This is a genomic window from Geothermobacter hydrogeniphilus (assembly GCF_002898515.1).
Classification (GTDB): domain Bacteria; phylum Desulfobacterota; class Desulfuromonadia; order Desulfuromonadales; family Geothermobacteraceae; genus Geothermobacter_A.
On record NZ_PPFX01000003.1, the window covers coordinates 97,358 to 113,328 of the forward strand.

Consider the following 15,971-nt stretch of genomic DNA (forward strand, 5'->3'; position numbering starts at 1 on the left):
TGTTGCCTCCTGGTAAATTTATGAATTTTGTAGGGGCGCTGCTTGCCGCGCCCTTCTTTTGCACCAGTAAACGGGGCGCGGCAAGCAGCGCCCCTACTTCGGTGCGTTCTCCGCCGCTTCCTTCTCCAACCGCTCGCGGGTGCGGGCGGGGATGTAGTTGCAGAACGGCTCCTCTTCCATGTAGTCGCCATAGACGGCATCGGCCCTGGCGCGGCAGCCGCCGCAGGCATTGATGAACTCGCACTCCCCGCATTTGCCCTTGTAGCTGGCGAAATCGCGCAGATCCTTGAAGGTTTTGGCGTTGAACCAGAGGTCCTTGAAGGGAATCTGCTTGACGTTGCCGACCGAGGAATGGAAATAGGAGCAGGGTTTGAGGTTGCCGAAGCAATCGATCAGGCAGATGGTCTGAGCGGCAATGCAGCCCTTGCCGCCGCCGGTCGAAAAGGTCAGGCTGCGACGCTTGAAGTCGACCCCTTCGGCCTTGGCCATCTGCGGAACAATCCGGTAGTAATGCGGGGCACAGGTCGGTCGCATGAGAATCTCGTCCTCATGCTTCTCCTGCTCGTAGTGCCAGGCGAGAATCTCTTCGTAATCTTCGGCTGAAATCAGTTCACTCATGATCTCCTCGCCCCGTCCGGTCGGCACGATCATGAACATGTACCAGGCGGTGGCACCGAGACTCTTGGCCAGCTTGAAGGTATTGCCGATGTCCTGCTGGTTGCGCTTGGTGAAGGAGGAGTTGACCAGGAACTTGATGCCGTTGCGCTTCAGGGTCTCGGCACCGCGGATGGTCCCCTCGAAGGCCCCCCTGCAGTTGCGGAAGTTATCATGGATCTCTGCGGTCGAGCCATCGAGCGAGAGGGAGACCATCTTGATATCGGCCTCCTTCATCTGCCGGCAGACCTCGTCGGTGATCAGCACGCCGTTGGTGGCCATGCACATGCGCAGCCCCTTCTCGGTGCCGTAACGGGCGATCTCGAAAATATCCTTCCGCAGCAACGGCTCCCCGCCGGAAAGGACCATCACCGGTCTGGAAACCTCGCAGATATCGTCTATCAACTTCTTGGCCTCGGCAGTATCGAAATCCCCGGCCGCCGCGCTCATATCGGATGAACAACGACAGTGCACACAATTAAGGTTGCAGCGCTGGGTGGTCTCCCAGGCGATCCACTTGGGGATAAATTTTTCTTCCTGAGTGCTCATGCAATCTCCTTTAATCGGACTGACACCTGAAAGGGCGGCGAAACAGGGACGGGCCAGACCGAAATCCCCGTGTGGAACCCTTCCGGCATGAATTTTGATCATACACCAGCGCCTGTCGGCAGACAAGGATGAAGCGGCCCCAAGCGCTTGGTGAGGGTTTGGGTTTGTTATTTTTTGAACGCGATTTTGAAGACGACTCAAAAGTGCTCGGATGCAAGGCGCCTTGCGGGCCGAGGAGTGAGGTGCAGCGGCAGCTACTCCGCAGCGATGAGGGTTGCAGGCAACGCAGCAGACGGGTGCTTTTCAGTCGTCGAGGAGACTGTCGGGGCAGGATTGTCAACGGGCCCTTTCAGGTGTATGATCGCAAACGTTGTTTTGCCCCCGGATGTGATCATCCTGAAAGAAACCCTTGCGCCCTCACGGGACCGCCTACCTCGACCGCTATGAAACCGATTGTCAAATACTGGCTGTTCCTGCTGGCCGTCGTCCTGATCATGTTCTCTGTCATCCTCGGCAGTTTTCTCGCCTCCTGGTATCACCTCAGCGGTGAGGAACAGCAGTACTTCGAGAGTCTCTCCGACAAACTGGTCCCCTACCCGATCCTCGGTGCGATCACTCTCTGCCTGATTATCGGCGGGCTGGTCAGCCTGCTGTTCCATTTCTACATCATCCCAATCCTGCGCCTCGGCGAGGAGACCAAGCTGATCTCCATCGCCAACCCGGAACACCGCATCGAACCGAAGGGCGCCAAGGAAGTTGTCCAACTGGCCCATGTCATCAATGAATCGGCCGAGGCCTACCAGAAGTTGCAGACCGAGGTCCGGGAACAGATCGACAAGGCCCGGGCGGAACTGCACGCCGAACGCAACCGACTGGCGGCGCTGATGTCCGAACTGCCCAACGGCGTTCTGGTCTGCAACACCGACGGACTGGTGCTGCTCTACAACACCCAGGCGCAGAAACTGCTTCAGCAACCCGACAAACTGGTCGGACTCGGTCGTTCGATCTTTGCCGTCCTCGACCGGGAGCCTATCATTCACGGGCTGGATGTCCTGCAGAACGCGGTTCGCAATGGTCAGAAGGCCCCGACCACTCATTTCGTCATGACCGTGCACGACAACCTGAGCCTGCGGGTCAACATGGCTCCGGTTTTTGATGAACGCAGCGACCAGGTTCGCATTTCCGGCTTTGTCCTGGCCATGGAGGACATGACCGGCCAGCTCTCCGCCGAGCTGCAACGGGATGCCCTGTTCCAGACCCTGACCGAGGCGATGCGCTACTCAACTGGCGAGATACGTTCCGCCATCTTGACTATCCTCAGTAGTTCGGAAATACACCCGGACGAGCTGAACAACCAGCGACAGATCATTGACCGGGCCTCCGAAGCGCTGGAAGAACAGTTGCTCTATGCCAAGGATGAATATGCCAGGCACCTGGTCGCGCCGAGCAAGACCGAAAATATTCTCGCCGCCGACCTGCTCGAACTGATCCGTCGGCATATGCGAGAGCGACTCCACATGCCGATCAAGGGCGAAGCGATTGCCGATCTCTGGCTGCGCACCGGCAGCTACACGGTCCTGCAGGGAATCTCCCAGCTCACCGGTCAGTTGCAGAAACATCCCGACCTGGCCGGCATCGAAATTCGGATCAGGGAATTCACCGAGCAGTTCGCCGCCCTCGAAATTCACTGGTCGGGATGCCGGCTCGACATCAGGGAGATCAAACGCTGGCAGCGCCGCCCGCTGATCCGCGACGCCCGCGACCGGATGGTCTCGGTCGTTGAAGTGATCGAACGCGCCGGCGGCCAAGTGCAGCCGATCCCTGCTGATGCTGAGCTTTGCGAAGGGGTCATGGTTACGCTTTCCAAAGCCGATCCGGAAACCCATTTCGAAGAACAGAACGGCCCCGAACACCGTCCGATCTATTACGAATTCGATCTGTTTCACCAGCCCGGCTGGCAGGAAATGGGACAGATGGAGCTGCGCAAGCTGACCTACGTGGTCTTCGACACCGAAACCACCGGGCTCTCCCCCTCGGAGGGAGATGAGATTATCCAGATCGGCGCCGTACGCATCGTCAACGGCCGAATTCTTTACGACGAAACCATTGATCAACTGGTGGACCCGAGGCGTCATCTGCCACAGACCTCGATTGCCATCCACGGTATCCAGCCGGAGATGCTGCGGGGCCAGCCGACCATCGAAACGGTACTGCCGCAATTTCATCATTTCTGTGAAGGCTCGGTGCTGGTCGCCCACAACGCCGCCTTTGACATGAAATTCCTGCAGATGAAAGAGGAACTGACCGGCCTCAAATTCGACCACCCGGTCATCGACACCCTGCTCCTCTCCTGGGTCGCCAGCCCCCACCAGGACGACCACAACCTCGACGCCATCGCCAAGCGCTTCGGCATCCCCATCGTCGGTCGTCACACCGCCCTCGGCGACGCGCTGGTAACCGCCGAGGTGCTGGTCAAGCTGATCGCCCTGCTCGAATCGAAGGGTATCAACACCCTGGAGGAGGTGTTGATGGCGTCGGCAGCATCCCCCTTCAACAAGCTCAAGTTCTAGGCGACTGAAAAGCACCCGTCTGCTGCGTTGCCTGCAACCCTCGTCGCTGCGGAGTAGCTGCCGCTACACCTCACTCCTCGGGTCACAAGGCGCCTTGCATCCAGGCCCTTTTGAGTCGCCTTCAACAGCGCGTTCAGGCAAACATGATAAAAGCCCCGCCGGCAACTGCCGGCGGGGCTTTTCAGGTCGGTATCCCGGAACAAACCGGTGGTGGCTACTGGTTGACCACCTCTTCGTTGTCCAGGTCGAACAATTCGTTGAAAATCTCCTGCACGGTCTCGATCCGGTCGGCCTTCCAGGCGTTGGTACCGCAGAAGATCAGCCCGGTTTCGACATCGCCTCGCTGGGCGCGGTCGAGAGCGTGAACGATGCAGAAGCGTTCCTGGTTGACCTTGTAGCTGCACTTCTTCAGGCAACCCGAAGGGCAGCGGGTGGCGAGGCGCTTTTCCCGTTCTTCCACCGCCGCGACATTGGCTGTCAAGGCCCGCCCGGGGAGTCCGGCCGGGGACATCAGCAGGCCGATATCTTCCTGACGGCAGTCAAGATAGGCCTGCTTGAAGGCCGGGTCGGCATCACACTCCTCGGTGGTGACGAAACGGGTGCCCATCTGCACGCCATCGGCCCCCTGTTCCAGGGCCCGGAGAAAATCGTCGCGATCCCAGACGCCTCCAGCGGTGATCACCGGGACATCGGCGCCATAACGAGAGCGAAACAGTTCCTTGACACCGCGCACCGTGGCCATCTGGTCGTAGCTGCCGTTGCCGATATCCTCCGGTTTGGCACCAAGATGCCCACCGGCGGTATCCGGATCCTCGACGATCACCGCATCGGGCAACCGGTCATAACCCTTGATCCACTTGCGCACGATCAGGTCGGCCGCCTTGACCGAGGAGACAATCGGCACCAAGGCGACATCCGGGTAATCGGCCGTCAACCCCGGAAGGTTGAGCGGCAACCCTGCGCCACTGACAATGACTTTCGCGCCCGCCTCGCAGGAGGCCTGAATCAATGCGTCGTAATCGCTGACAGCGACCATGCAGTTGACCCCGATGACCCCGTCAGGGGCAATCTCGTAGGCTTTGCGAATCTCTTCCTTGAGGGCCAGCGTGTCGGCAGCCAGATAGTTGCTGCCGTCATAAAACCGGCTGTTCAGGGCAATCCCGGCCGAAGCGATCAGGCCGACTCCGCCGCAACGCGCCACGTGGCCAGCCAGGCAGGCGCCGGAAATACGCACCCCCATGCCCCCCTGGATCAGGGGAAACGGGACCTGGTGTTTTCCAATGGTCAAAGCTGGCAACATGAGACTCTCCTTGGTTGAATCGCGTGAAATCGGTGATTGATCTTACTTTTCAAGATAAAAGTTAGCAAAATACGCCAACTTCTTCTGTCAAAGTTCTGTAAAACTTGTCGGAAAACCGGGAGGATGCTATATCCAACAACATGAAACTCTTTCAGAAACTGGTCAATCCCATCTTCACCTTCATCGGTCTGCAACTGGTCTGGATCGTACTGCTGGTCGGCTGGATTTACTGGTTCATGGGCAAGCACCGGCAGGTGCGCGCACTGGCGGAAAAATACAGTACCGAACTGCCGACCGGAGGACTGGACTGGATGATCCTGGTGGAGGGCATCCTGCTGCTGGTGGCCATCCTGGCCGGGGTCTATGTCATCTTCATCTACTGGCGCCGGCAGATCAGCCTCAACCGCGCGCAGCGTAATTTCATCGCCCAGGTCACTCACGAACTCAAATCCCCCCTTGCCTCACTGCGCCTGCACCTGGAAACCATCCGCCGGCGTCAACCGGACCCGGACCAGCTGGCTTCCTTCATCGACACCATGCTCGCCGACACCCAGCGGCTCGACACCCTGACCAGCAACCTGCTGACTGTCAACCGACTCGAACACAAGGGACTCAAGCTGACTCTCAAACCGGGTGATCTTTCAGCCCTGATGAAAAATTATTTCAAGGATCTCCAGTTTTCCCTGCCGCGCGCGGGAAAAATGCGGCTCGACATCCCCCCTGGACTGTGGGCGCGCATGGATCCCGAATCGCTGGAAACGGTTTTTCGCAACCTGCTTGAAAACGCCCTGCTCTACTCGGAAGACGCGCCACAGATCAACGTTTCACTACAGCGGGAAAAAAAACAGCTGCATATCCGCTTCAGCGACCGCGGACGCGGCCTGGACGCAAGAGACCTGAAAAAGGTCTTCAAGATGTTCTATCGGGTGCGGGGAACCGGAAAAACCATTCGCGGATCAGGGCTGGGCCTGTTCATCGTCAGGGTCATCATCCGCCTGCACAAGGGCAGGGTCTGGCTGGAAAGCGCCGGCAAGGGGCAGGGGACAACGGTCCATATTCTGCTGCCGGCCTGGCAAGGACCGATCGTGGAGAAAGGTGAATGAACCGTCCCTGTATTCTGGTAATCGAGGATGAACAGCATATCGCCGGCGGTCTGGTCTTCAATCTTGAGGCCGAAGGCTACCGGGTGCTGCTCGCGGAAAGCGGCGAAACCGGCCTGGAATTGCTGCAACGGGAAAAGATCGACCTGCTGGTTCTCGACCTGATGCTACCGGGCATCTCCGGCTACGAAGTCTGTCGCCGGCTGCGTGAAAAACTGCCGCGCCTGCCGGTGCTGATCCTCTCCGCCCGATCCGAGGAACGTGACCGGATCAAGGGGCTGAAGCTCGGCGCTGATGACTACCTGACCAAACCTTTCTCCCTGGACGAGTTTCTACTGAGAGTCCGGGGGATGCTGAAACGCTCCGAGTGGTACCGGCCAGCAGCAACCGGCGAGACCATCTTCGGCAACAACCGGGTCGATCTGTCTGAAGGCCTGGCAGACGGGAGGAGGGGAGAAATTCGCCTGACCGAGCAGGAAATCCGCCTGCTGCAGGTTTTCTTCGAACACGAGGGGGAAATCCTGTCACGCGGCGAACTGCTGCAACAGGCCTGGGGCATGGACCCCGCCACCGAGACCCGCACCCTCGACAACTTCGTCGCCCGGCTGCGCAAGTACTTCGAACCCGATCCGGCCGAGCCGCGGCACTTTCTCACCGTCCGCGGACGAGGCTACCGGTTTGTGCGGGGAGAGGACTGAAGCAGGGAGGCCCACCTTAAGCTTGTTGAAGGTTTGGGTTTGTTATTATCTGAACGCGTTGTTGGAGACGACAAAAGTGCCTGGATGCAAGGCGTCTTGCGGCCCGAGGGGTGAGGTGCAGCGGCAGCGGCTCCGCAACGACGAGGGTTGCAGGCAACACTGCAGACGGGTGCTTTTCAGTCCTCTTTCCCCAGCGCCACCTGGCGCATATACTCCTCCCCGACCTCGTCGAGCAATTTCCCCAACCGGCACTTGCGCTCTCGACGCCTGAACCACGCCACCAGCCGGTCAACCATCACCAGCGCCTCTTCAGACGTCGGAACATGCTGAAACAGGCGACGTGAAAGACGCGGCAGGCCACCACCATTGCCGCCGACCATCAGATTCCAGCCCTTCAGGGTGCCGATCAGGCCGATATCCTTGAGGCAGGCCTCGGCGCAGTCGTTGGCGCAGCCGGAAACTCCCATCTTGAACTTCCACGGTAGCTGCATACCATGGTAGCGGCGATCGACCTCAAGGCCGACCCTGAGCGAATCCTGCTGCCCGCGCTTGCACCAGTCGGTGCCGGGACAAACCTTGATCGAACGGACACAAAGCCCGAGCGGCGCTCCCGGCTGAATGCCGAGATCCCGCCAGACTGCGTCAAGCTGTTCTTCCTCAAGACCGAGCAGGGCGATGCGCTGGGCGCTGGTCAGCTTGATCTGGCCGACCTTGAACCGTTCAGCCACATCGGCAATTTTGCGCAAAACATCGGGGGTAACGATGCCCGCCGGGGTGTGCGGCGCCACGCCATAGGTCTGCCGGTCGCGCTGCACAATAGCCCCCTTGGCCGGGAGATCCTTTTTGGGCACTTCTTCACTCATGCAACAAACCTCGTGACAACAAAAAGAAGGCGATCAACGCGAAAAAAAGAAAAAATTAAAACCCTTTGGGCCGCCAAGCTCCCAAGGGCGCCAAGAAATTCAAAAGCTCTCAACGCTGAGACGGAGAGGGGCAGAGGCGGAGAGAAAGACAAACCCCCTTGCCTGGGTTCAAACCCATAAGCCAGATTTGATTTTCTTTGCGCCTCTCCCTCTCTGCGTCTCTCCGTTAAAAGGGTTTTCTTGGCGTTCTTGGTATCTTGGCGGCATTCTTTCAGCCCCTCTCAGCGGCGCGTTTTCCAGTGAAAAACCAGCTTGCCGCCATAATGACCGAGCAGCGCCGCGCAGGCCATCATCACCGCCAGGCAGAACAGGTAAAGAAACGCCGCCACGCCCCCCCCGGCAGGCAATTCAGGGTGGGCAAGATGCAGAAACAGGGCACCGCAACCGGCCACGAACAGGACGGCCGCCAGGATGATTTTTTTCAAAAAGATGGGAGCCTTTTCACCGCCGTAACGGGTTTTCCAGTCATAAATGCCCGAAACCAGCGAAACCGGCACCGTCAGCACCGTCAGCAGGAGCAGCCAGAAGACAGCCTCGGCCAATGCAGGCCGCGCCGTGACCCAGAACAGCAGCAGAAAAACCCACAGCGCCGGAACCAGTCCATTGGGAAAATGAGCCATCACCGCGTGTAGGCGGAAGGTATGCCAGAGATCATGGATCAGGTTCGTCGGTTGCGCCTCCAGTGGAATGAACTGGTCCCGTCCGGCACCACAGACCGGGCAGATCTCCGGCGGCTCCAAACCTTCATGGATGTAGCCGCAGACGATGCACTTCCATTGTTGCTTGGCCATTGACAGATACCTTCATCGGGGATCGATTTTCCCGGCGGAGAGCAAACGGGCACGGAGAACGGTCTTCCAAGATGTTAACGGAGACAATCCTGCCAGGCAAGCGCCATCACCGTGAAAAGCTTGCAAGCAACGGGCAAATGCCTATAATCAAGGCACCTGCGCATCATCCAAAGTGAGTCTATTCAAGGAGAGAGACAATGAAAGCAGTTTTGATGGACGGCTTCGGCGGGGTCGAAGTCCTGAAAGTCGGCGAAGCCGAGAAACCGGCGCCGAGAGCGGATCAAGTGCTGATCAGGGTAGTGGCCAGTTCCATCAGCCGCCCCGACCTGGTGCAGCGTGAAGGCAAGTACCCGCCGCCGCCGGGAGATTCGGAGATTCTCGGCCTCGAAGTGGCCGGCACCATTGAAGAACTCGGCAACGATGTCAAGGGCTGGAAGGTCGGCGACCGGGTCATGTCACTGGTCGGCGGTGGCGGCTATGCTGAGTACGCGGTCGCCTACGGCTGCCATCTGATGCCGATCCCCGAAAGCATGAGCTTCGAGGAGGCGGCCTGTGTCTGCGAATCCTACATCACCGCGTTTCACAACGTCTTCGTTCTCGGCCGCCTGGCCGACGGCGAAACCGCCATCTTCCATGGCGGCGGCGGCGGCGTCAACACCGCGGCGGTGCAACTGGCGAGGGCGTTGACGCCGAACAGCAGGCTGATTGTCACCACCCACCCCGACAAGGAAGCACGCGTCAGGGAACTCGGTGTCGACCTGTGCATCGACTTCACCACCACCCCCGACTTTTCCGGTCTGGTCAAGGAATGGACCCTGGCAAACACCGGCAAAAAGGGGGTCGGCATGATCCTCGACCACGTCGGTGCCAAGTACCTCAAACCAAACATGGATTCTCTCGACTACGCCGGCCGCCTGGTGATCATCGGCATCATCAGCGGCATCAAGGCGGAACTGAATCTGGCGCTGATGATGGTCAAACGCCAGGAGATCATCGGCTCGGTACTGCGCTCCCGCCCGGTGTCGGAAAAAGGGGAGATCGTTCGCCTGTTCACGGAACGCGCCCTGCCCGCTTTCGCCGAACGCAAAGTGGTGCCGATCATCGAGCAGGTCTTCCCCATCGAGCAGATCCGGGACGCCCATCGGATGATGGAAGAAGACAGACATTTCGGCAAGATCGTGCTGAAACTCAGTTAACCTCCGGAGTCAGATTCACCTGCCGTTGGACAAAACAAGAACCGGCAACGGATCATTCATTCCGTTGCCGGTTCTCTTCATGGCCGCCCTGGGGGGATGTTGCAAAAGGCAGCCTGAACCCGGTCCCGACAGACCGTCAACATCATCCCTTTTTCAAATCCAATCACCTCGACGAAAAGGAACCAGATCATTCGGATCTGCGCCGCCGTGCCAGCACCAAGCTGGAAAGGCCCGCGCCGAGCAGAAAGAGGGTTCCCGGTTCGGGCACCGGCGGTGGGCCGTCATCACCGCCGCCGACATACTGCTGGATTTCTCCCCCGCCGAGTTCATAGAGATAACTGCCACTGCCGGCCCAGAAATGATTCAGGGCGCCGAAGCCCATGCCCTCAACAGCCTTGCCCTTCGTCCCGAGGACCTCTTCATAAGCGAACCGGTTCCATTCGTTCCAGCCGGTCTCGGTTGTCGCCGTGTCGGGATTGTCGCCCATTCCCCATTGGGCAATGTAGTTGGAGGTCATGTCGGAAACGAACAGGTATCCGTTGACGAATTCCAGGCCGTCACCGTGAGAACCGGCCATGTTGGCCCAGGTAAACTGGTAGGTCCAGTCACTGTCCCCGGGAGAAAGGCTGTAGACCTTGCGATCTTCATTTCCCACCCACCATTTTCCATCACCGTAGGAGAGGAGGGAAAAGTTGCCCCAGCCCGTGCCGGTAATGGCACCACCGGCCGTGGGCGTACTCGCCACGGTTTCGACATAATTGCCGGTCGCCTTGTCGAATTTGACAACCTCGTTGCGGTAGCCGGCAGCCGTCAGATTCTGCCGGTAACCGAGAGTATACAGGTAGCTGTCGTCGACATACATCTCGCCGACGCTGCGGCCATTCAGGGAACCGTTGTAACCGGAAAGACTGATGGCCACCGGAGAGGTGAAGCTCCGGGGCTGGTAGTTGGGATTCAGCGTTGTCCCGTCGGCCAGGTAATAGGGCTCGTCCGCCTTGGCCATATCCGCGACCGAGACACTGGTCCGATAGACACTCGTCCCCCCCCCATAGTAGATTTCATTGCCATAGGTCGCGACATCATTTTCGTAACCGGAACCCGCGAACGTGGAAAATTCATAATACCCCACCGCCAGTGCCGACGAAGCCGTCAAAACCATGCCCAGGGCCCACAAAAAACATATTTTCTTCATTGTCCTCTCCTCTTATGTGCACGACAACCGTGATTGGCAGATGGCCGGTCAACATCGACCGGACAAGCGGTCCATGCTTCCCGGAACATCAAGTTCGATGCCAAAAAGATTTTCATGTATTTTCAATAAGTTGAAAGGCTGGAGGAGGGCCGGGAAGAAACTCTGTCAAAAAACCCGACGACAACCGGCCGTAAACCGGACGACCCCTGAAAACCATTTTATTTCAGCAGCTTCAACGACAGTCAGAAAAACAACGGCGTTTCGCGCAACAATAACCATTCGCGGGTTGTAAAAAAAATCGACCCCATCATCTTTGATGCTTTTTTGCGAGACCATCAAAGATGAAAAGAGAATTGAACATTTATGCTATCCTTCCGACCACGGTAAGGGCATCAACTCAGGGTGAAGCAACAGTGAACATCAACAACCTGTTCCCATATCGACCGGGCCCACATCATTGTCGGGGGGTCTGCGCATGCGACGCCTGATTGTCAACGCCGATGATTTCGGCGCCGGCAGTGCCACCGACTGGGGCATCCTGCAAGCCTTCCGCCAGGGCATCGTCACCAGCGCCTCGCTGCTGGCCAATGCCCCTCACACCAGCGGGGCGGTCACCATGGCCGAGGATGCGGGTCTGCCCATCGGCATCCACCTCAACCTGGCTGACGGATACCCGTTGACCGGTCCCATCCCCGGGCTGAGCGCCGGCAACGGCCGTTTTCCGGGGAAAAAACAATTGCGCCGGATACTGATCAGCGGCAATCCCGAACCGGATGCCATCCGCCGGGAGCTGGCCGCCCAGATCGAACGAATCTTGGAACTGGGTCCGACCCCGGACCACATCGATACCCATCAGCACTTTTTCCTCTTTCCATCCATGACCGGGCTGGTTCTTGATCTGGCCGGCGAGTACGATATCCGGGCGCTGCGCATGCCGCTGCCGGCAGAGGACCCGGCAGACGATCCCGAGGGTGCGTTGGGAGAGGAATTGGCACTCTACCGGCGGCTCATTCCCGCGCTCCGGCAGCAACTTGAACAACGGTCCGTCCGGACGCCACGGGGGTTGTTCGGCATGCCCCGGCTCAACCGGCTCGACCGCCCGGCACTGGAACAGATCATCCGGCAGCTGCCGCCGGGCGACTGGGAATTGATGGTCCACCCCGGCCATGTCGATCGGGAGAATCCCTTCGGCGGCCCGCCGCGCGAAATTGAACTGCAGGCTCTGCTGGACCCTCATCTCGACAACCTGATTGAACAACACGGCATCCGCCTGATCGATTTTGGAGCTTTACAGTGAAGCTGTTGATCGTCATCCCCCGCCAGTCCCGGACTACCGGCAACCACGTGACCGCCTCCCGCTTCGCCGGCCGACTGCGACAACTGGGCTGGGAGATCCGACGGGTGGAAACCGACCCCTGGGACCCCGCTCCCATTGTCGCCGAACTCAGGCAACAGCGTCCGGATCTCGCCCTGCTGCTGCATGCCTGGCGCAGCGGCCGGCCCTGGCTGCAGGTTCCGGCCGCCGACCGGATCCCGTTCGCCGTGCTGATGACCGGCACCGACATCAACCGCGACCTTGACATCCCGGGCCGGGCCGCGGTCATCCGGCAGGTTCACCAGCAGGCGGCAACCGTCATCGTGCAGAACCGGATCGCCTTTGAGCAACTGCAAAAGAAAGACCTCCCCTGGCTCGACAAGCTGCGGCTGCTGCCACCGGGCATCGAACTGGGCGCGGCCGAATTTCCCCTGCGGGAGCGATTACAGCTCGACAGCGAAGATCTGCTGCTGCTTCACCCGGCCAGCATCAGGCCGGTCAAAGGAAACCTGGAACTGTTGCGGATGAGTGCCGCTATCTTCCGGAGCGGGAGACCGGCCTGCCTCGCTTTCTGCGGTCCCATCCTCGACCATAGCTACGGCGCGGCCTTCATCACCGCGCTCAAGGACCATCCCCGGGCTCGCTACCTGGGCGAAATTCCCTGCGCCGCCATGCCTTCCGCGATGCGTCAGGCCGACCTGATTCTCAACAATTCGGTTTCCGAAGGGGTTGCCAACGCCCTGGTCGAGGCGGCCACCATCGGCCGACCGATTCTCGCCCGGGATATCCCCGGCAACCGGGCTGTGGTCCGCCCCGGGCACAACGGCCTGCTCTATACCGACGATGACGAATTTCAGCACCAGGCCCTGAGGCTGCAGGACGATGCCGAGCTGCGCCGGCGGCTCAGCCGCCCTGATCCACACAGCTATGCCGCCGATACCGAAGGTCGGCGGCTGGCTGCCATTCTCGCTGCCATTCTCGCCGCCATCATGGCCGGCAGCGCCGCTGCCGATGAGCGGACCGGGAGCGGAGACAAGCCGGCAAAACCATGCTAGGTTTCCCTCTATGAGTCACGAACGGTCCAACCTGATCCTGACCGGCATGCCGGGCGCCGGCAAAAGCACCGTCGGCGTCATACTGGCCAAACGTCTCGGATTCGGCTTCGTCGATACCGACCTGCTGATCCAGATGCGCACTGGCAAACTGCTGCAGGAAACCATCGACAGCGATGGGACAGCCGCTTTCCGTCGACTGGAAGAACAGGTGTTGCTGGAATGCAACGTCTGCAACGCGGTGGTCGCCACCGGCGGTTCGGCGATCTACAGCGAGGCGGCGATGCGCCACCTGGCCGCCATCGGCACCCTCATCTTTCTCGATGTCCCGCTGGACGAACTGGAACAACGTCTGCATGATATGGAAAGCCGCGGGCTGGTCATCGATCCCGGAACCGGTCTCGCCGAACTCTATGCCGAACGGTTACCGCGTTACCGGCACTGGGCCGAAATCACTATCGATGAGGGGGGGAAGAACCTGGAAGAGGTGGTGGAAGAGATCTGCATAAGGGTAAAAAAGGAACTCACTGATTCAGGGGTCCCTCCAGTTCGGCAACCCGCTCCTTGAGTTCCTTCTCCTTCTGCCGCTGGGCACTCATGTCGCGCATGATCGCCGCGATTCCTTCAACCCGTCCCTGATCATCCTTGAGCATGACGATGCAGAAGTCGACCGACAGCCGGTGACCGTCCTTGTGGGTCGCGGGCACCGACAGCAGATCGGTTCCGTATTGCGATTGGCCACTCGCCATCACCCTGGCGAAACCCTCCCCGTGCCTGCCACGCAGCTTCTCGGGAATGATCAGGTCGAGGGGCTTACCCAGAGCTTCGGCGGCCGGCCAGCCGAAAATCCGCTCCGCCCCCTGGTTCCAGAGACGGATGACACCCCGGTTGTCGGCGAACAGAATCGCGTCCGGGGCCTGATTGACAATCCGTTCGCAGAGTTTGCCGGTCTCAAAATCAGTCATAAGATCTGCTCCATAGCTGGTTCCTGAATCTGTGAGTTCCGTTACGGGTTCTGGATATAAGCGTTTTTGCGGGTGTAGAACCACCAGTTGATCACCAGGCAGACGAAGTAGAAGATCGCGAAGCCGTAAAGCGCATACTCCGGCGTGGTGGCCTTGATCTGCTCGCCGAACACCTTGGGGATGATGAAGGCGCCGTAGGCGGCGACCGCCGAGGTCCAGCCCAGTACCGGCCCAGCCTGTTCGCTGTCGAAAATCACCGCGATGGAACGGAAGGTCGAGCCGTTGCCGACCCCGGTGGCCGTGAACAGCACGATGAACAGCACCAGGAACGGAACGAAGTAGTCCTCCGGCGTCGCTGAAGCGTAGGCGGCCTTCATGAAATAAGCGCAGCCCAGCGCCGAGAGAACCATCACGATCGAGACCCACTGGGTGACGATGGCGCCGCCGAGTTTGTCGGCGATCTTGCCGCCGACCGGACGGATCAGGGCGCCGATGAAGGGCCCCATCCAGGCGAACATCAGCGCACTGGGACCGTTCGGGTTGATCGTGTTGTGGGTCATGACCCCGTTGACCATGATGTGCGAAAAACCGAAGATGACCTTGATCGACAGGGCGAAGGCCGCCGAGTAGCCGATGAAGGATCCGAAGGTCATGGTGTAGATGATGGTCATCGCCCAGGTGTGCTTGTTGTTGAAAATCCGGTACTGGCGGTTGAGATTTTCACGCAGCCCGCCGGTGGTCAGGTGCTTCATGCCATAGACCGTGGCGGCGATCACCAGCGGCAGCACGATCCACTTGCTCAGCAGCCCCAGGCCGACCGGTGGCGGCAGCAACAGGTAGAGGCCGCCAATCGAGGTAACGAAGGCGATCGCCAGCAGGCCGAGGATCATGGCGAAGCATTTCGGCGTCGATGCCAGGTTCGGTGAAACGGTTTCGGTGGTGATGTTGTTCATGCCGAAAAAACCGGCAAAGGCCAGTGGCACCAGCAGCAGCAGCCAGACGAAACCGGCATTGTGGATAAAGGTCTCGGTGCCGGCCGGGATCTTGCCGATCAGGGTGCCGCTGGTATTGATCAGGGTCTGCGGCTCACCACCGAACAGTCCGAAGGTCATCACCAGCGGGATCACGATCTGCATGGTGGTGACACCGAAGTTGCCCAGTCCCGCGTTCAATCCGAGCGAGGTCCCCTGCACCCGTTTGGGGAAGAAGAAACTGATGTTCGACATCGAGGAGGCGAAGTTACCGCCGCCGATGCCGGAGAAGAGAGCCAGCAGGTAGTAGACTTCGATCGGCGTAGCCCGGTTCTGCAGGGCGAAACCAGTGCCGATCGCCGGGATCATCAACATCGCCGTGGTCAGAAAGATGGTGTTGCGGCCGCCGGCGATGCGGATCAGGAAGGAGCTCGGAATCCGCAGGGTGGCGCCGGTCAGGCCGGCAATCGCCGACAGGGTGAACAACTGCGACTGGCTGAAGGGGTAGCCGAGGTTGATCATCTGTACGGTGATGATCCCCCAGTAGAGCCAGACGGCGAAACCGCAGAGCAGGCTGGGAATCGAGATCCACAGGTTGCGGGTGGCGATCTTCTTGCCTTCGGAATTCCAGAACTGCTCGTCCTCGACATCCCACTTGTCCAGATTGATTGACATATTGACCCTTCCTTACAGCT

At 59.5% G+C, this 15,971-nt stretch carries 14 protein-coding genes; 7 read left to right on the top strand and 7 right to left on the bottom strand.

The window, feature by feature from the left end; genetic code table 11:
• Positions 1–93 precede the first annotated feature (93 nt).
• A complete protein-coding gene (locus C2E25_RS02405) occupies positions 94–1,203 on the bottom strand; it encodes a radical SAM/SPASM domain-containing protein (RefSeq protein ID WP_103114243.1) in 1,110 nt (369 codons plus the stop codon).
• Between the two features lie 443 nt (positions 1,204–1,646).
• On the opposite strand from C2E25_RS02405, the gene C2E25_RS02410 reads away from it, so the two are divergent.
• On the top strand, positions 1,647–3,773 hold the full coding sequence (locus tag C2E25_RS02410; RefSeq protein ID WP_158247095.1) for a 3'-5' exonuclease: 2,127 nt from the start codon (positions 1,647–1,649) through the stop codon (positions 3,771–3,773).
• A 214-nt stretch (positions 3,774–3,987) separates the two neighbouring features.
• On the opposite strand, the gene C2E25_RS02415 is transcribed toward C2E25_RS02410, so the two are convergent.
• Positions 3,988–5,073, bottom strand: coding sequence for an NAD(P)H-dependent flavin oxidoreductase (locus C2E25_RS02415; RefSeq protein WP_199177352.1), 1,086 nt, complete (start codon positions 5,071–5,073; stop codon positions 3,988–3,990).
• 140 nt (positions 5,074–5,213) lie between these two features.
• Here C2E25_RS02415 and C2E25_RS02420 point away from each other — a divergent pair, with 140 nt between their 5' ends.
• Positions 5,214–6,176 carry a sensor histidine kinase gene (locus C2E25_RS02420; RefSeq protein ID WP_103114199.1) on the top strand — a complete coding sequence of 321 codons (963 nt, stop codon included), beginning with the start codon at positions 5,214–5,216 and terminating at the stop codon, positions 6,174–6,176.
• Positions 6,173–6,871, top strand: coding sequence for a response regulator transcription factor (locus tag C2E25_RS02425; RefSeq protein ID WP_103114200.1), 699 nt, complete (start codon positions 6,173–6,175; stop codon positions 6,869–6,871). The genes C2E25_RS02420 and C2E25_RS02425 overlap by 4 nt, the downstream gene beginning before the upstream one ends.
• Before the next feature lie 176 nt (positions 6,872–7,047).
• On the opposite strand, the gene C2E25_RS02430 is transcribed toward C2E25_RS02425, so the two are convergent.
• Both C2E25_RS02430 and C2E25_RS17770 read right to left on the bottom strand, forming a co-directional pair.
• Complete coding sequence (locus C2E25_RS02430; RefSeq protein ID WP_103114201.1) at positions 7,048–7,734, bottom strand: NAD(P)/FAD-dependent oxidoreductase; 687 nt, start codon at positions 7,732–7,734, stop codon at positions 7,048–7,050.
• A gap of 281 nt (positions 7,735–8,015) precedes the next feature.
• Complete coding sequence (locus C2E25_RS17770; protein ID WP_233189305.1) at positions 8,016–8,585, bottom strand: rubredoxin-like domain-containing protein; 570 nt, start codon at positions 8,583–8,585, stop codon at positions 8,016–8,018.
• A 197-nt stretch (positions 8,586–8,782) separates the two neighbouring features.
• Here C2E25_RS17770 and C2E25_RS02440 point away from each other — a divergent pair, with 197 nt between their 5' ends.
• Entirely contained in the window at positions 8,783–9,781 is a 999-nt protein-coding gene (locus C2E25_RS02440; protein WP_103114202.1) for an NAD(P)H-quinone oxidoreductase, read from the top strand.
• A gap of 187 nt (positions 9,782–9,968) precedes the next feature.
• On the opposite strand, the gene C2E25_RS02445 is transcribed toward C2E25_RS02440, so the two are convergent.
• A complete protein-coding gene (locus tag C2E25_RS02445; protein ID WP_233189306.1) occupies positions 9,969–10,973 on the bottom strand; it encodes a PEP-CTERM sorting domain-containing protein in 1,005 nt (334 codons plus the stop codon).
• Positions 10,974–11,448: 475 nt separating this feature from the next.
• On the opposite strand from C2E25_RS02445, the gene C2E25_RS02450 reads away from it, so the two are divergent.
• From C2E25_RS02450 to C2E25_RS02460, 3 genes are read left to right on the top strand one after another with little or no spacing between them, the layout of a single operon-like run.
• Positions 11,449–12,270 (top strand): carbohydrate deacetylase, encoded by an 822-nt coding sequence (locus C2E25_RS02450; RefSeq protein ID WP_103114203.1) that lies wholly within the window; start codon positions 11,449–11,451, stop codon positions 12,268–12,270.
• Complete coding sequence (locus C2E25_RS02455) at positions 12,267–13,343, top strand: GPMC system family 4 glycosyltransferase (protein WP_103114204.1); 1,077 nt, start codon at positions 12,267–12,269, stop codon at positions 13,341–13,343. The genes C2E25_RS02450 and C2E25_RS02455 overlap by 4 nt, the downstream gene beginning before the upstream one ends.
• A gap of 10 nt (positions 13,344–13,353) precedes the next feature.
• Positions 13,354–13,908 carry a shikimate kinase gene (locus C2E25_RS02460; RefSeq protein ID WP_103114205.1) on the top strand — a complete coding sequence of 185 codons (555 nt, stop codon included), beginning with the start codon at positions 13,354–13,356 and terminating at the stop codon, positions 13,906–13,908.
• Here the strand turns inward: C2E25_RS02460 and C2E25_RS02465 are convergent.
• A complete protein-coding gene (locus C2E25_RS02465) occupies positions 13,865–14,305 on the bottom strand; it encodes a PAS domain-containing protein (protein WP_103114206.1) in 441 nt (146 codons plus the stop codon). The two genes, C2E25_RS02460 and C2E25_RS02465, sit on opposite strands and share 44 nt — an antisense overlap.
• A 41-nt stretch (positions 14,306–14,346) precedes the next feature.
• The gene (locus C2E25_RS02470) at positions 14,347–15,951 is read right to left on the bottom strand and encodes an antiporter (RefSeq protein ID WP_103114207.1); all 1,605 of its coding nucleotides are present in this window, start codon (positions 15,949–15,951) and stop codon (positions 14,347–14,349) included.
• Between the last annotated feature and the right edge of the window lie 20 nt (positions 15,952–15,971).

Coding starts and splice junctions, on each gene's coding strand:
- C2E25_RS02405 (WP_103114243.1), bottom strand. CDS start 1,203: ATGAGCACTCAGGAAGAAAAATTTATCCCCAAGTGGATCGCCTGGGAG.
- C2E25_RS02410 (WP_158247095.1), top strand. CDS start 1,647: ATGAAACCGATTGTCAAATACTGGCTGTTCCTGCTGGCCGTCGTCCTG.
- C2E25_RS02415 (WP_199177352.1), bottom strand. CDS start 5,073: ATGTTGCCAGCTTTGACCATTGGAAAACACCAGGTCCCGTTTCCCCTG.
- C2E25_RS02420 (WP_103114199.1), top strand. CDS start 5,214: ATGAAACTCTTTCAGAAACTGGTCAATCCCATCTTCACCTTCATCGGT.
- C2E25_RS02425 (WP_103114200.1), top strand. CDS start 6,173: ATGAACCGTCCCTGTATTCTGGTAATCGAGGATGAACAGCATATCGCC.
- C2E25_RS02430 (WP_103114201.1), bottom strand. CDS start 7,734: ATGAGTGAAGAAGTGCCCAAAAAGGATCTCCCGGCCAAGGGGGCTATT.
- C2E25_RS17770 (WP_233189305.1), bottom strand. CDS start 8,585: ATGGCCAAGCAACAATGGAAGTGCATCGTCTGCGGCTACATCCATGAA.
- C2E25_RS02440 (WP_103114202.1), top strand. CDS start 8,783: ATGAAAGCAGTTTTGATGGACGGCTTCGGCGGGGTCGAAGTCCTGAAA.
- C2E25_RS02445 (WP_233189306.1), bottom strand. CDS start 10,973: ATGAAGAAAATATGTTTTTTGTGGGCCCTGGGCATGGTTTTGACGGCT.
- C2E25_RS02450 (WP_103114203.1), top strand. CDS start 11,449: ATGCGACGCCTGATTGTCAACGCCGATGATTTCGGCGCCGGCAGTGCC.
- C2E25_RS02460 (WP_103114205.1), top strand. CDS start 13,354: ATGAGTCACGAACGGTCCAACCTGATCCTGACCGGCATGCCGGGCGCC.
- C2E25_RS02465 (WP_103114206.1), bottom strand. CDS start 14,305: ATGACTGATTTTGAGACCGGCAAACTCTGCGAACGGATTGTCAATCAG.
- C2E25_RS02470 (WP_103114207.1), bottom strand. CDS start 15,951: ATGTCAATCAATCTGGACAAGTGGGATGTCGAGGACGAGCAGTTCTGG.